15 protein-coding genes and 5 tRNA genes are annotated in these 13429 nt (G+C 69.8%); 5 read left to right on the top strand and 15 right to left on the bottom strand.

The genetic code is table 11. The annotated features are described in order from the left end of the window. Positions 1-36: 36 nt before the first annotated feature. Together AAFN69_RS25855 and AAFN69_RS25850 are read left to right on the top strand one after the other, a co-directional pair. Positions 37-270, top strand: coding sequence for an Lrp/AsnC ligand binding domain-containing protein (locus AAFN69_RS25855; RefSeq protein ID WP_347731154.1), 234 nt, complete (start codon positions 37-39; stop codon positions 268-270). A gap of 20 nt (positions 271-290) precedes the next feature. Further along, positions 291-758 (top strand): DUF3515 domain-containing protein, encoded by a 468-nt coding sequence (locus tag AAFN69_RS25850; RefSeq protein ID WP_347731152.1) that lies wholly within the window; start codon positions 291-293, stop codon positions 756-758. Positions 759-770: 12 nt separating this feature from the next. Here the strand turns inward: AAFN69_RS25850 and AAFN69_RS25845 are convergent, their stop codons facing one another. The 3 genes from AAFN69_RS25845 to AAFN69_RS25835 are packed head-to-tail and all read right to left on the bottom strand — an operon-like array spanning position 771 to position 3808. Continuing rightward, positions 771-1988, bottom strand: coding sequence for a D-alanine--D-alanine ligase family protein (locus tag AAFN69_RS25845; RefSeq protein WP_347731151.1), 1218 nt, complete (start codon positions 1986-1988; stop codon positions 771-773). Positions 1989-2048: 60 nt separating this feature from the next. Then, positions 2049-3059, bottom strand: a complete 1011-nt coding sequence (locus AAFN69_RS25840) for an NAD(P)H-dependent glycerol-3-phosphate dehydrogenase (protein ID WP_347731150.1) — start codon at positions 3057-3059, stop codon at positions 2049-2051. Continuing rightward, positions 3056-3808 carry a lysophospholipid acyltransferase family protein gene (locus AAFN69_RS25835; RefSeq protein ID WP_347731149.1) on the bottom strand — a complete coding sequence of 251 codons (753 nt, stop codon included), beginning with the start codon at positions 3806-3808 and terminating at the stop codon, positions 3056-3058. Before AAFN69_RS25835 ends, AAFN69_RS25840 begins: the two co-directional genes overlap by 4 nt. Positions 3809-3996: 188 nt before the next feature. On the opposite strand from AAFN69_RS25835, the gene cofC reads away from it, so the two are divergent. Both cofC and AAFN69_RS25825 read left to right on the top strand, forming a co-directional pair. Beyond that, positions 3997-4641, top strand: a complete 645-nt coding sequence (gene cofC / locus AAFN69_RS25830; RefSeq protein ID WP_347731148.1) for a 2-phospho-L-lactate guanylyltransferase — start codon at positions 3997-3999, stop codon at positions 4639-4641. Positions 4642-4671: 30 nt separating this feature from the next. Beyond that, positions 4672-4875: a hypothetical protein gene (locus AAFN69_RS25825; RefSeq protein ID WP_347731147.1), complete on the top strand. Its 204-nt coding sequence runs from the start codon at positions 4672-4674 to the stop codon at positions 4873-4875. 414 nt (positions 4876-5289) lie between these two features. On the opposite strand, the gene AAFN69_RS25820 is transcribed toward AAFN69_RS25825, so the two are convergent. From AAFN69_RS25820 to leuC, 4 genes are all read right to left on the bottom strand, one after another. After that, the gene (locus AAFN69_RS25820; RefSeq protein ID WP_347731146.1) at positions 5290-5970 is read right to left on the bottom strand and encodes an HU family DNA-binding protein; all 681 of its coding nucleotides are present in this window, start codon (positions 5968-5970) and stop codon (positions 5290-5292) included. A gap of 155 nt (positions 5971-6125) precedes the next feature. Then, positions 6126-6353, bottom strand: coding sequence for a hypothetical protein (locus AAFN69_RS25815; RefSeq protein WP_347731145.1), 228 nt, complete (start codon positions 6351-6353; stop codon positions 6126-6128). Between the two features lie 104 nt (positions 6354-6457). Beyond that, positions 6458-7051: a 3-isopropylmalate dehydratase small subunit gene (gene leuD / locus AAFN69_RS25810; protein ID WP_347731144.1), complete on the bottom strand. Its 594-nt coding sequence runs from the start codon at positions 7049-7051 to the stop codon at positions 6458-6460. Between the two features lie 3 nt (positions 7052-7054). Then, positions 7055-8500: a 3-isopropylmalate dehydratase large subunit gene (gene leuC, locus AAFN69_RS25805; RefSeq protein WP_347731143.1), complete on the bottom strand. Its 1446-nt coding sequence runs from the start codon at positions 8498-8500 to the stop codon at positions 7055-7057. A gap of 143 nt (positions 8501-8643) precedes the next feature. On the opposite strand from leuC, the gene ndgR reads away from it, so the two are divergent. After that, positions 8644-9360, top strand: coding sequence for an IclR family transcriptional regulator NdgR (gene ndgR, locus AAFN69_RS25800; protein WP_347731142.1), 717 nt, complete (start codon positions 8644-8646; stop codon positions 9358-9360). A gap of 170 nt (positions 9361-9530) precedes the next feature. Here the strand turns inward: ndgR and AAFN69_RS25795 are convergent. From AAFN69_RS25795 to AAFN69_RS25760, 8 genes are all read right to left on the bottom strand, one after another. Continuing rightward, positions 9531-9603: transfer RNA gene (locus tag AAFN69_RS25795), tRNA-Glu, on the bottom strand. A 16-nt stretch (positions 9604-9619) separates the two neighbouring features. Further along, a tRNA-Gln gene (locus tag AAFN69_RS25790) sits at positions 9620-9691 on the bottom strand. 17 nt (positions 9692-9708) lie between these two features. Beyond that, a tRNA-Glu gene (locus AAFN69_RS25785) sits at positions 9709-9781 on the bottom strand. Positions 9782-9864: 83 nt separating this feature from the next. After that, positions 9865-9937, bottom strand: a tRNA-Glu gene (locus AAFN69_RS25780). A 21-nt stretch (positions 9938-9958) separates the two neighbouring features. Beyond that, positions 9959-10030, bottom strand: a tRNA-Gln gene (locus tag AAFN69_RS25775). 91 nt (positions 10031-10121) lie between these two features. Next, positions 10122-10844 (bottom strand): HAD family hydrolase, encoded by a 723-nt coding sequence (locus AAFN69_RS25770; protein ID WP_347731141.1) that lies wholly within the window; start codon positions 10842-10844, stop codon positions 10122-10124. Positions 10845-11104: 260 nt separating this feature from the next. Further along, entirely contained in the window at positions 11105-12580 is a 1476-nt protein-coding gene (gene gltX, locus AAFN69_RS25765; RefSeq protein ID WP_347731140.1) for a glutamate--tRNA ligase, read from the bottom strand. Further along, positions 12573-13349, bottom strand: coding sequence for a fumarylacetoacetate hydrolase family protein (locus tag AAFN69_RS25760; protein ID WP_347731139.1), 777 nt, complete (start codon positions 13347-13349; stop codon positions 12573-12575). The genes gltX and AAFN69_RS25760 overlap by 8 nt, the downstream gene beginning before the upstream one ends. Positions 13350-13429: the final 80 nt, after the last annotated feature.

The raw sequence follows: 13429 nt of genomic DNA, 5'->3' as shown, positions 1-13429 counted from the left end.
CTGGGGAAATGATTCCCGGGTCGCCCTGGAGGTTCCGTGGTACAGGCGTACATCCTGATTCAGACCGAGGTGGGCAAGGCGTCGATCGTCGCCGAGGCCATCGCGAAGATCCCGGGGGTGATCCAGGCCGAGGACGTGACCGGCCCTTATGACGTGATCGTGCGTGCGCAGGCGGACACGGTCGACGCCCTGGGCAGGCTGGTGGTCGCCAAGGTCCAGCAGGTGGACGGCATCACCAGAACCCTGACCTGTCCGGTCGTGCATCTCTAGCCCCCGTCTACGCTGGGCCGGTGACTTCCGCCAACCGGTCCGTCTCTCTCTTCGCCGCCGCCGTGGCGCTGCTCGCTGTGGCGGGCTGCACCGCCGCGGACGCGGCGCGGGTCGCGGTTCCCAGTCCCCCGCCCGAGCAGGCCGCTCTCTGTGCCGCGTTGCACAGGGAACTGCCGCGCACCGTCGACGGCCGGGAACGCACCGATCCCGATCCGTCGTCCGAACTGACCGCCGGCTGGGGCGACGCCGCGATCGTACTGCGCTGTGGCGTCGCCCGGCCGGAGAAGATGAACGACGTCCAGTCGCAGGGGGTGGAGGCGGACGGGGTGACCTGGCTGCTGGAGCAGGGTGCGGAGGGGCCGCGTTTCACCACCGCCTACCGCGAGGCGTATGTCGAGGTACAGATGGACCAGCGGTACCGGCACGACATCACACCGCTCTCCGAGCTGGCCGGCGCGGTCCTGGAGACCGTGCCGGCCTCGCTCTGATCCGGGTGCGGTCTACCGCAGTCCGGTCGAGCGGCGCAGCGCCGCCTGGATGAGCCGGTCCACCAGCTCGGGGTAGCCGACGCCGGTCTCCTGCCACATCCGCGGGTACATCGAGATCGGGGTGAAGCCCGGCATGGTGTTGATCTCGTTGATGACGAAGGTGCCGTCCTCGGTGAGGAAGAAGTCGGCGCGCACCAGCCCCTCGCAGGAGGCGGCGTCGAAGGCGTCGACGGCGAGCCGGCGGACCTCGGCGGTCTGCTCCTCGGTCAGCGGGGCGGGCACGATCCCGGACGCCGAGTCGATGTACTTGGCCTCGAAGTCGTAGAAGTCGTGGGACTGCACGGGCGGGATCTCGGCGGGCACGCTGGCGCGCGGGCCGTCCTCGAACTCCAGCACGCCGCATTCGATCTCGCGGCCCCGCAGCAGCGCCTCCACCAGGATCTTGGGGTCGTGCCGCCGGGCCTCCGCGACGGCCGCGTCGAGACCGTCGGCGGAGTCGACCTTGGTGATGCCGATGGAGGATCCGGCGCGGGCGGGCTTGATGAAGAGCGGCCAGCCGTGCTCGTCCGCGAAGCCGATGATCTTCTTGCGGGCGGCGCCGGGGTCGAGCTCCCACTCACGGGGGCGGACGACCTCGTACGGGCCGACCGGCAGTCCGAAGGAGATGAAGACGCGCTTCATGTACTCCTTGTCCTGCCCGACGGCGGAGGCGAGGACGCCGGAGCCGACATAGGGGACTCCGGCCAGCTCCAGCAGGCCCTGGATGGTGCCGTCCTCGCCGTACGGCCCGTGCAGTACGGGGAAGACCACATCGACCTCGCCGAGCGCCTTGGGCACGGCGCCGGGCTCGGTGTACACGACCTCGCGGACCCCGGGGTCGACCGAGAGCACCACGCCGCCGCCGGCGGATTCGGCGAGCTGCTCGACATCGGGGGTGCGGCGGTCGGTGATCGCCATCCGGTCGGGTTCGTCCGCGGTGAGCGCCCAGCGGCCGTCGGTGGTGATGCCGATCGGCAGGACGTCGTACTTGGTGCGGTCGATGGCCCGCAGCACGGCGCCGGCGGTGACCACGGAGATCCCGTGTTCGGAGCTGCGCCCGCCGAAGACGACGGCCACGCGCGGCTTGCGGGCCGGCTGCCCGCCGCTCTCCCGGCCGGGAGTCCGGAGCGCAGGACTCTGCTGCTCAGGGCTCTGCTGCTCAGGGCTCTGGGGAAGGTTCTCGGTGCTCATATCGCGTTGAGCGTACCTGTTGGTACCCCCGGAGTCAGTGCCCGGCGGCCCCGGAGCGCGTCAGCGGCGTTCGGGCTTCGCGCTGCGCGACATCAGCTCCTTGAGCGCGACCACCGGAGGCTTGCCGTCGTGGACGATTCCGACCACCGTCTCCGTGATGGGCATGTCGACACCGTGCCTGCGGGCCAGATCGAGCACCGACTCACAGGACTTGACGCCCTCGGCGGTCTGCCGGGTGACGGCGATGGTCTCCTGGAGCGTCATGCCCTTGCCGAGGTTCACGCCGAAGGTGTGGTTGCGGGAGAGGGGGGAGGAGCAGGTGGCGACGAGGTCGCCGAGGCCGGCCAGTCCGGAGAAGGTCAGCGGGTCGGCGCCCATGGCGAGACCGAGGCGGGTGGTCTCGGCGAGGCCGCGGGTGATGAGCGATCCCTTGGCGTTGTCGCCCAGTCCCATGCCGTCGGCGATGCCCACCGCGAGCCCGATGACATTCTTCACCGCGCCGCCGAGTTCGCAGCCGACGACATCGGTGTTGGTGTAGGGGCGGAAGTAGGGGGTGTGACAGGCGGACTGGAGCCGCCGGGCCACGGACTCCTCGGAGCAGGCGACGACCGCGGCGGCGGGCCTGCGCTGTGCGATCTCCCGGGCCAGATTGGGGCCGGTGACCACGGCGACCCGCTCGGCGGGCACCCCCACGACCTCCTGGACGACCTCGCTCATCCGCTTGGCGGTGCCGAGTTCGACGCCCTTCATCAGGGAGACCAGCACGGTGCCGGCCGGGATCTCGGGTGCCCAGGCGGCGAGATTGCCGCGCAGGGTCTGGGAGGGGACGGCGAGTACGGCGAAGTCCGCGCCGCGCAGCGCCTCGGCGGGGTCGGTGGTGGCCCGCAGCCCGGCCGGGAGCTCGATTCCGGGGAGATAGTCGGGGTTGGTCCGGGTGGTGTTGACGGCTTCCGCGAGTTCCGCGCGGCGGCCCCAGAGGGTCACCTCGCAGCCCGCGTCGGCGAGCACCATGCCGAAGGCCGTCCCCCATGAGCCCGTACCGAAGACGGCCACTTTGGCGGCGTGTGTCACAGCGTTCCTTCCCCTGCGGCCCTGCGCCGCTGTTCTGCCCGTGCGGTGCGGTGGTCGTAGGGGCGGGGCGGAGCCTTCTCGCCCCGTACGTCCTCCAGCAGCGCGGTGATCTCGGCCATGATGACCTCGGTCGCCTCGCGCAGCACCTCGGGTGTGGGTTCCCGATCGTAGAACCGGCTGAGGTCGACAGGCGGCCCGGCCTGCACAATCAGGGTCTTCCGGGGGAACAGCCGGAGCTTCTTCTCCTTGGCGTACGGCGGCATGGCGAGGTTGGCGCCCCACTGGGCGACCGGGATGACCGGCACCCTCGTCTGGAGCGCGATCCTGGCCGCTCCCGTCTTTCCGGCCATCGGCCACATGTCGGGGTCGCGGGTGATGGTGCCCTCGGGGTAGAACGCCACACACTCGCCGCGCTCGATCGCCGCGACGGCGGCCCGGAAGGCGTCGAGCGCGTCGGTCGTCTCGCGGTAGACGGGGATCTGGCCGGTGCCGCGGAGCATCATCCCGACAAAGGGGGTCCGGAAGAGCGCCGCTTTCGCGAGCAGCCGCGGGACGCGTCCGGTGTTGTACTGGAAGTGGGCATACGAAAGAGGGTCGAGATACGAGTTGTGATTGACCGCGGTGATGAATCCGCCGTCGGCCGGAATGTGTTCCATTCCCCGCCAGTCCCGCTTGAACAGAAGCAGCAGCGGTGGTTTGGCGATGACCGCCGCCAGGCGGTACCAGAAGCCGATTCTGCGGCGGGACACTCGGACACCCTTCCTCTCTGCCCGGGCACCTCGGCCCGGATGCCGGGGGTCAAGTGTCGCCCCGGGCCCCTGGTCTGTCGAGCACACCGTACGCCCCGGTCACCGCACTGGCCCCGGAATGCTCCCCGGACCGGGACACAATGGGGGCGGACGCGCATGGATGGAGAGCTGCCACGAACACCGACCCGATGGCCCACTGGTCCCTGGTGGTCCCGTTGAAACCGCTCGTACTGGCCAAGAGCCGGCTCGCTCCGGCAGCCGGCGACCGGCTGCGTCCACACCTCGCGCTGGCCTTCGCGCTGGACACCGTCGCAGCGGCGCTGGCCTGCCCTGTTGTACGGGATGTGGCAGTTGTCACGGACGATCCGGTGGCCGGTTCGGAACTGGCGGCACTGGGCGCCCGCATCGTCGCCGACCGTCCGGCGGCCGGGCTCAACGCCGCTCTGGCCCATGGCGCGCGCACGGTGCGCCGGGCCAGGCCGGCGGCGGCGGTGGCCGCGCTCAACGCCGATCTGCCCGCACTGCGGCCCTGGGAATTGGCGCGGGTCCTGGGGTATGCGCGGGTATTTCCCCGCGCATTTCTGCCGGATGCGGCCGGTATCGGTACGACATTGCTGGCCGCGGGCCCGGGCACGGAATTGCTCCCGGGATTCGGCGGCCGGTCGCGCCATCGGCATTCCGCGTCGGGGGCGGCGGAAATTCCGCTCACCGGTGTGGATTCGGTCCGCCAGGATGTGGACACCGGGGACGATCTGATGGCGGCGATGGCATTGGGGGTCGGTCCGCGAACGGCGGCCCGGCTGGATTCCGCGGCCCGCACTCCGGACCGCTGAGCGGGCCCCGCCGGGGATAGGGTGGGAGCCATGCAGGCGACTTCGTACACGTACGACTCCGAGACCCGCAGCGGCAGTGTGCTGCTCGACGACGGCACCCCGGTGGAGTTCGGCTCGGCGGCCTTCGACGCCGGCGGGCTGCGGCTGCTGCGGCCCGGGCAGCGGGTGCGGATCGAGACGGAGGGCGAGGGCGCGGCCCGCCGGATCACCCTGGTGACGCTCCAGACCTTCTGACCCGTCCGCGGGCGGGGGGCGGGGCGCACACCGCCTCCGGTTGCCCAGCAGCCCTGATTCCGGTTGAGGGCCCGTCCGCGGCCCTTGTCTCCGCTTCCCGGCTCGGTTTCGGCTTCCGGGCCGGTCACCGTCTCCGGGCCTGCCCCCGCATCAGTGACCGCTTCCGGGTCCGTTTCCGCTTCCCGGCCTGCTTCCGCTTCCGGCTCTTGTGCTCCTCTCCGGCGGTCTCCCGTCACCGGGCGCCCCCATGCCGGCCCTTCCGTGCCGATTCCCGCTCCCACCAGGGCTTTCCCCGTACGGAGAGGGCATCCGGGCCCGCGGCGGCTCCGGCGGCCCCGTCACACGCCGCGGGCCGGGCTCCCCCGAGGGGAGCCCGGCCCGGCGCGAGTGAGTGGCCCGGTGGTCCGGAGCCGCTTACCTCTTCCTGGCGGTCGCGGTCTTCTTGACGGCGGTCTTGCGAGCCGTCGCCTTCTTGGCCGGTGCCTTCTTCGCGGTGGCCTTCTTGGCCGGCGCGGTCTTCTTGGCGACCGTCTTCTTGGCGGTCGTGGCCTTCTTCGCCGGAGCCGCCTTCTTGGCGGTGGCGGCCTTCTTCGCCGCCGTGGCCGTGGTGGCCTTCTTGGCGGTGGTGGCCTTCTTGGCCGTGGTCGCCTTCTTCGCCGGAGTCGCCTTCTTGGCGGCAACCGTCTTCTTGGCGGTGGTGGCCTTCTTGGCGGTGGCCTTCTTGGCCGCGGCCTTGGTGGTCGTACGGGTGGAAGCACCGCCCGAGAGGCTGCCCTTGGGCGCCTTCTTGACCGAGACCTCGCCGCCGCGCGGGAGCTTCTTCGAGCCGCTGACCAGGTCCTTGAAGCCCTGGCCCGCACGGAAGCGCGGTACCGAGGTCTTCTTGACCCGGACCCGCTCACCCGTCTGCGGGTTGCGGGCGTAGCGGGCGGGACGGTCGACCTTCTCGAACGAGCCGAAGCCGGTGACCGAAACCCGGTCTCCGGCGACAACCGCGCGGACGATCGCGTCAAGCACCGCGTCGACAGCGTCCGCGGCCTGCTGACGGCCGCCGAGCTTGTCGGCAATCGCTTCTACGAGCTGCGCCTTGTTCACGTCTTCCCCTTCGGAGACATTGCCAGAACGAATGCGTCCAGGCTCTTTTCGCACGTTAGGCAGATATATACCGCAAATCAAACACGAAACGGTCTAATCACCCTAGTGCCGCAACGAAGTCGACTGCGGAAGTCGGTCTTCGCGGAGTTCGGGTGTCAGTCGCCTTCAGGGAATCGACCCACATCGAGGTCCTTCATCAAGCGGTCCAGACGCCGTGCGGCATCCGGGAGATCGTGCTTCGCCGCGGCCGTGATGACCAGCAGCTTCCGGATCAGCGCCTTCCTTGCGCTCTCCGGGACTTGCAGTGCGCGCACAGTTGCGTGCGCTTCCTTCAATCTGGCCGCGACAGTCTCATAGAGCTCGAGTTGGCTGTCGCGTTCCATGCACCGATTGTGCCATCTGGGGCGAGTTGTCGCCCGGCAGGGTCTCAACAAACGACTGTGCCCCCCACCGGAGGGTGGGGGGCACAGTCGGGGAAAAGCGCTGATCAGACCTTGAGCGTACGCGGTTTGAAGGCCGGGCGGGACGCCTCATAGGCCGAGATGTCCGCTTCGTTCTGAAGGGTGAGGCTGATGTCATCCAGCCCGTTCAGCAGTCGCCAGCGGGCGTTCTCGTCAAGCTCGAATTCGGCCGTGATTTCGGCCGCCCGGACCTCGCGGGCCTCCAGGTCGACGGTGATCTCGACCGCGGGGTCGGCCTCCGTCAGGGTCTGGAGCCGGTCCACGGTCTCCTGCGGGAGAACGACGGTCAGCAGGCCGTTCTTCAGGGAGTTCCCGCGGAAGATATCGGCGAACCGGGCCGAGATCACGGCCCTGAAGCCGTAGTTCTGGAGCGCCCACACGGCGTGCTCACGGGAGGAGCCGGTACCGAAGTCCGGGCCCGCGACCAGCACGGACGCACCCTGGCGCTCGGGCCGGTTGAGCACGAACCCGGGGTCCTTGCGCCAGGCCTCGAAGAGCCCGTCCTCGAAGCCGTCCCGGGTGACCTTCTTCAGCCAGTGGGCGGGGATGATCTGGTCGGTGTCGACATTGCTGCGGCGCAGCGGGACGGCCCGGCCGGTGTGCGTGGTGAAAGCTTCCATGGGTTATCGGACTCCGGCGGTGGCGGTGACTTCGGAGGAACCGGCCGGACCTGACAGATCCGTCGGGGAGGCCAGATGGCCCAGTACGGCGGTGGCGGCGGCGACCTGGGGCGAGACCAGATGGGTGCGTCCGCCCTTGCCCTGGCGCCCCTCGAAGTTGCGGTTCGAGGTGGACGCGGAACGCTCACCGGGAGCCAGTTGGTCGGGGTTCATGCCCAGACACATCGAACAGCCGGCGTGCCGCCATTCGGCGCCGGACCGGGTGAAGACCTTGTCCAGCCCCTCCTCGATGGCCTGGAGGGCCACCCGGACGGACCCGGGAACAACCAGCATCCGTACCCCGTCGGCGACTTTGCGGCCGTTCAGGATGTCCGCCGCCGAGCGCAGGTCCTCGATGCGGCCGTTGGTGCACGAGCCTACGAAGACGGTGTCCACCTTGATGTCCCGCAGCCGCTGTCCGGCGGTCAAACCCATGTACTCCAGGGCCTTTTCGGCGGCGAGCCGCTCCGAAGCGTCCTCGTACGAAGCCGGGTCGGGGACGGTGGAGGAGAGCGGCGCGCCCTGCCCCGGGTTGGTGCCCCAGGTGACGAAGGGCGCCAGCTCGGCCCCGTCGAAGACCACCTCGGCGTCGAAGACCGCGTCGTCGTCCGTCCGCAGGGTCTTCCAGTACTCGACCGCGGCGTCCCAGTCCTCGCCCTCCGGGGCGTGGTCCCGGCCGCGCAGATAGTCGAAGGTGGTCTGGTCGGGGGCGATCATGCCGGCCCGCGCGCCCGCCTCGATGGACATGTTGCAGATCGTCATCCGGGCCTCCATCGAGAGCTTCTCGATGGCCTCACCGCGGTACTCCAGGATGTAGCCCTGGCCGCCGCCGGTGCCGATCCGGGCGATGACCGCCAGGATGAGGTCCTTGGCGGTGACACCGTCGGGCAGCTCGCCCTCGATGGTGATCGCCATGGTCTTCGGGCGGGCCAGCGGCAGCGTCTGGGTGGCCAGCACATGCTCGACCTGCGAGGTGCCGATGCCGAAGGCCAGCGCGCCGAAGGCGCCGTGGGTGGAGGTGTGCGAGTCGCCGCAGACCACGGTGGTGCCGGGCTGGGTCAGCCCCAGCTGCGGGCCCACGACATGGACAACGCCCTGCTCGACATCGCCCAGCGAGTGCAGCCGCACGCCGAAGTCGGCGCAGTTCTTGCGCAGCGTCTCCAACTGGGCGCGGGAGACCGGGTCCGCGATCGGCTTGTCGATGTCGATCGTGGGGGTGTTGTGGTCCTCGGTCGCGATGGTGAGGTCGAGACGGCGCACCGGACGGCCGTTCTGACGGAGTCCGTCGAACGCCTGGGGACTGGTCACCTCGTGCAGCAGGTGCAGATCGATGAAGAGGAGGTCGGGCTCGCCCTCCGCGCGCCGGACGACATGGTCGTCCCAGACCTTCTCAGCGAGTGTCCTACCCATCGCTTTCCCTCCGGCCGGCCACGGTGCCGGCACTGCTAGAGATCTTGTGCGGGCCCATGGATCCGCGGGCCGCCTCTACAGACTGGCGGGTTCTCCGGAAAATTGAACTTGCGTTTCACAGTGTGAGACGCGAATATCGTTGCATGGACAACTCTAGCGGCGTCGGCGTTCTCGACAAGGCGGCTCTGGTTCTGAGCGCACTGGAGTCCGGTCCGGCCACCCTCGCCGGGCTGGTCGCGGCGACCGGGCTCGCACGGCCCACTGCTCACCGGCTGGCCGTGGCACTGGAACACCACCGGATGGTGGCGAGGGACATGCAGGGCCGGTTCATTCTGGGGCCGAGGCTGGCGGAGCTGGCGGCGGCGGCGGGCGAGGACCGGCTGCTGGCCACGGCGGGGCCGGTGCTGACGCATCTGCGCGATGTGACGGGCGAGAGCGCCCAGCTCTATCGGCGCCAGGGCGACATGCGGATCTGTGTGGCGGCGGCGGAGCGGCTCTCGGGCCTGCGGGACACCGTGCCGGTCGGCTCCACGCTGACGATGAAGGCGGGATCCTCCGCGCAGATCCTGATGGCCTGGGAGGAGCCGGAGCGGCTGCACCGGGGCCTCCAGGGGGCGCGCTTCACCGCCACCGCGCTCTCCGGCGTACGGCGCCGGGGGTGGGCCCAGTCCATCGGCGAGCGCGAGCCGGGCGTGGCCTCGGTCTCCGCGCCGGTACGGGGTCCGTCGAACCGCGTGGTGGCCGCGGTGTCGGTCTCCGGACCGATCGAGCGGCTGACCCGGCACCCGGGCCGGATGCACGCCCAGGCGGTGATCGACTCGGCCGCCCGGCTGAGCGAGGCGCTGCGCCGCGGCGCCTGACACCTCCCCCTCGCGTCCCGCCGGTGCGGAACTCTCCCCGAGCGGCCCCAACCGGGCCGTGCGCGGGGAGAGTTCCGCACCGGCGGGCACTCCCCCGGCCGGCCAGGCACTCTTCCCGGCAACACGAAGGAAGCCCTTCGCGCTGAGCGCGAAGGGCTTCCTTCTTTCTGTACCCCCGACCGGATTCGAACCGGCGCTACCGCCTTGAGAGGGCGGCGTGCTAGGCCGCTACACAACGGGGGCAAGATCTGACGATCTGCTGGCCTACCAGGACTCGAACCTAGACTAACTGAACCAGAATCAGTCGTGCTGCCAATTACACCATAGGCCAATGGTGGTTTAGACCAGTACCCCCGACCGGATTCGAACCGGCGCTACCGCCTTGAGAGGGCGGCGTGCTAGGCCGCTACACAACGGGGGCCCTAGCGATCCCACCCGGCGATGCCGGGTGATGTCACTGCGCGATCACCGGGAGCGACCGTGATGATCAGCAGGATGGATCTGTACCCCCGACCGGATTCGAACCGGCGCTACTGCCTTGAGAGGGCAGCGTGCTAGGCCGCTACACAACGGGGGCTTTGCAGATAAGCTCTGCGAGCTGGCCTACCAGGACTCGAACCTAGACTAACTGAACCAGAATCAGTCGTGCTGCCAATTACACCATAGGCCACCAAACCGCAACCCCCCAAGTGGAGGGTTTTATTTGGTCTTGCGCTTTTCGTTCCGGCTTTTCGGCCTTCCCGGGCGGCGCAGAAAGAACATTACCCGAAGGTGGACGGCGCTCCAAAACGGGTATCGGCCCGGAGCAGACCGGGGAGCTGCCCGAGGTCGTTGATGGTGATCAGATCGGGCCGGCCGCCGATGCCCCGGCGGTCCAGCCAGACCCCGACGAGCCCCGCCTCGGTCGCCCCGCGGGCGTCCAGATCGGGCTCGTCACCGACGTACACGACCTCTCCGGGGGGCAGTCCGAGCGCCCGGCAGGCGATGTGGAAAGCCTCGGCGGCGGGCTTGGAGACCCCCAGATCCGCACCGCAGAGAATCGTCTCGAAGCGGTCGTGCACACCGAGCACCCGCAGCTTGTGGTCCTGGACCTCCAGCGAGGCATTGGAGAGCACCGCGTGGCGGTACGCCCCCGCCAGCTCGTCCAGGACCGGAACGGTGTCCGGGAAGAGGCTCCAGCCGGCCTCGTAGTGGACCAGATAGCGGCCGTACCAGGCATCGGCCCCGTCATCGCTCAGCTCCGGCAGCCCGGTGAAATCGCGCACCCTGGCCCGCCGCTGCGTCTCCCAGTCGATCTCCCCGGCGGAGAACCGGACCCAGTGCGCCGCCGTCACCTCGCGCCAGTACCCGAGCGCCTCCTCGGCCGACGCGTACCGGCCGGCCAGCCCCTCGGCCCGCAGATGCCCGAGCATCCCGGCCCGGTCGGCGCGGTGATAGTCGAACAGGGTGTCGTCGACGTCCCAGAGGATGGCGCGGATCGGCATGCCCCGACCGTACCCGCGCACCACCCCCACTGCTGGGGGTTCGGGGGTTATCCCCCGGCGGGCACAGTGTCGACGTCCCAGAGGATGGCGCGGATCGGCATACCCCGACCGTACCCGCGCACCACCTCCGCCGCCGGGCGTTCGGGCCGATCCGGGCCGGGGCGCGGTGTTCCGGGCCCGTACGCCCCCGGAACACGGGAGGGGGGCAGCCGCTGATGTCAGCGGCTGCCCCCCTCCCGTACAACAGGGCTACGGCACGGCTACCCGGCCAGCTTCGCCAGCGCCGCGTCAATGCGGGCCAGGGTCTTCTCCCGGCCCAGGATCTCCAGGGACTCGAAGAGCGGCAGTCCGACCGTGCGGCCGGTGACCGCGACGCGGACCGGGGCCTGGGCCTTGCCCAGCTTGAGGCCGTGGGCCTCGCCCGCCGCGAGGACGGCCTCCTTGAGGGAGTCGGCGCTGTGCCAGTTCGCCGCTTCCAGCTTCTCGCGGGCGGTGATCAGCAGCGCGTCCGCGCCCGGCTTCATCGCCTTCGCCCAGGACGCCTCGTCCTCGACCGGGGCCTCCAGGAAGAGGAAGTCGACATTGGCGGTGATGTCGGAGAGGACGGTGAGACGGGTCTGCGCGTGGGGCGCGATGGCCTCCCAGGCGGCCGTGTCGAACCCTTCCGGCGCCCAGTTCGCGAACGGGGCCCGGAGCCAGGGGGCGCATGCCTGGGTGAACGTCTCCACATCGAGCCGGCGGATGTGGTCGGCGTTGATCGCCTCGGCCTTCTTGAGGTCGAAGCGGGCCGGGTTGGCGTTGACGTCCGCGATGTCGAACTTCTCGATCAGTTCGGCGACGGAGAAGACGTCCTGGTCGGCGGAGAAGGACCAGCCGAGCAGCGAGAGGTAGTTCAGCAGGCCCTCGGGCAGGAAGCCGCGCTCGCGGTAGAGGTTGAGGGATGCCTCGGGGTCGCGCTTGGAGAGCTTCTTGTTGCCCTCGCCCATGACGTACGGCAGATGCCCGAAGGCGGGAATCTCCTTGGCGATGCCCAGCTCGATCAGCGCCTTGTAGAGCGCGACCTGGCGCGGGGTGGAGGAGAGCAGGTCCTCGCCGCGCAGGACGTGGGTGATCTCCATCAGCGCGTCGTCGACCGGGTTGACCAGGGTGTAGAGCGGGGCGCCATTGGCCCGGACGATGCCGTAGTCGGGCACGTTCTCCGGGGTGAAGGTGAGCTCGCCGCGGACCAGGTCGGTGAAGGTGATGGTCTCGTCGGGCATGCGGAAGCGGACGATCGCCGGGCGGCCCTCGGCCCGGTACGCGGCCACCTGCTCGTCGGTCAGCTCTCGGCAGTGGCCGTCGTAGCCGGAGGGGCGGCCGGCGGCGCGGGCGGCGTCGCGGCGGGCCTCCAGCTCCTGGGCGGAGCAGTAGCAGTGGTACGCGTACCCGCCGGCCAGCAGCTTCTCGGCGATCTCCCGGTAGATGTCCATCCGCTCGGACTGGCGGTACGGCGCGTGCGGGCCGCCCGCCTCGGGGCCCTCGTCCCAGTCGAGACCGAGCCAGCGCAGCGAGTCGAGCAGCTGCCGGTAGGACTCCTCGGAGTCGCGGGCGGCGTCGGTGTCCTCGATGCGGAAGACCATGGTGCCGCCGTTGTGCCGGGCGAAGGCCCAGTTGAACAGGGCGGTGCGGACCAGACCCACATGGGGGTTGCCGGTCGGCGAGGGACAGAAACGTACGCGGACGTTCGCGTTAGCCACGCTTGATCACCTTGTTGGTGAGAGTGCCGATGCCTTGAATGGTGACGGCGACCTCGTCGCCGACGTTGAGGGGACCGACTCCGGCGGGGGTGCCCGTGAGGATCACGTCGCCCGGGAGCAGGGTCATCGCCTCGGAGATGTTGACGATCAGGTCCTCGATGGAATTGATCATCTGGCTGGTGCTGCCGAGCTGGCGCTGTTCACCGTTGACGGTGCACTGGACGGCGAGATCGGACGGGTCCAGCTCGGTCTCGATCCAGGGGCCGAGGGGGCAGGAGGTGTCGAAGCCCTTCGCCCGCGCCCACTGCTTCTCGCGACGCTGCACATCGCGCGCGGTCACGTCATTGGCGCAGGTGTAACCGAGGATGACGTCCTTCACGCGCTCGCGCGGGACCTCGCGGCACAGCCGGCCGATGACCACGGCGAGCTCGGCCTCGTGGTGCAGCTCCCGGGAGAAGGAGGGGTACACGATGGCGTCGCCGGAGCCGATGACGGAGGTGGCGGGCTTGAAGAAGGCGAACGGCGCGTCGGGGACCTCGTGTCCCAGCTCCGCCGCGTGTTCCGCGTAGTTGCGGCCGAAGGCCACGACCTTGTTGGGGAGCACGGGCGGCAGCAGCCTGACCTTGCTCAGTGGGACCTTGGTGCCGGAGAGCTCGAAGTCCGCGAACGGGATGCCCTTGATGATGTCGAGGACGAGCCCGTCGGGGGCGTCGCCCTCGACCGCGCCGAAGGCGACATTGCCGTCGATGGAGAACCTGGCGATGCGCACGGGATGCGAGTGCCCCTCTACTACTGCTGACGCTGCTGGAGTCTGACGCTCCAGGCTAACGCGGCGGGACGGTCTCATCT

It is taken from the genome of Streptomyces sp. CAU 1734 (assembly GCF_039888735.1).
Taxonomy (GTDB): Bacteria; Actinomycetota; Actinomycetes; order Streptomycetales; family Streptomycetaceae; genus Streptomyces.
The sequence above is the reverse complement of the archived record's forward strand: the minus strand, read 5'-3'. Positions and strand labels throughout refer to the sequence as shown.

Excerpts from the sequence above, each read along its gene's own strand:
- AAFN69_RS25845 (WP_347731151.1), bottom strand. The coding sequence starts at position 1,988 with ATGAGCACCGAGAACCTTCCCCAGAGCCCTGAGCAGCAGAGCCCTGAG.
- cofC (WP_347731148.1), top strand. The coding sequence starts at position 3,997 with ATGGCCCACTGGTCCCTGGTGGTCCCGTTGAAACCGCTCGTACTGGCC.
- AAFN69_RS25825 (WP_347731147.1), top strand. The coding sequence starts at position 4,672 with ATGCAGGCGACTTCGTACACGTACGACTCCGAGACCCGCAGCGGCAGT.
- AAFN69_RS25815 (WP_347731145.1), bottom strand. The coding sequence starts at position 6,353 with ATGGAACGCGACAGCCAACTCGAGCTCTATGAGACTGTCGCGGCCAGA.
- leuD (WP_347731144.1), bottom strand. The coding sequence starts at position 7,051 with ATGGAAGCTTTCACCACGCACACCGGCCGGGCCGTCCCGCTGCGCCGC.
- leuC (WP_347731143.1), bottom strand. The coding sequence starts at position 8,500 with ATGGGTAGGACACTCGCTGAGAAGGTCTGGGACGACCATGTCGTCCGG.
- ndgR (WP_347731142.1), top strand. The coding sequence starts at position 8,644 with ATGGACAACTCTAGCGGCGTCGGCGTTCTCGACAAGGCGGCTCTGGTT.
- AAFN69_RS25770 (WP_347731141.1), bottom strand. The coding sequence starts at position 10,844 with ATGCCGATCCGCGCCATCCTCTGGGACGTCGACGACACCCTGTTCGAC.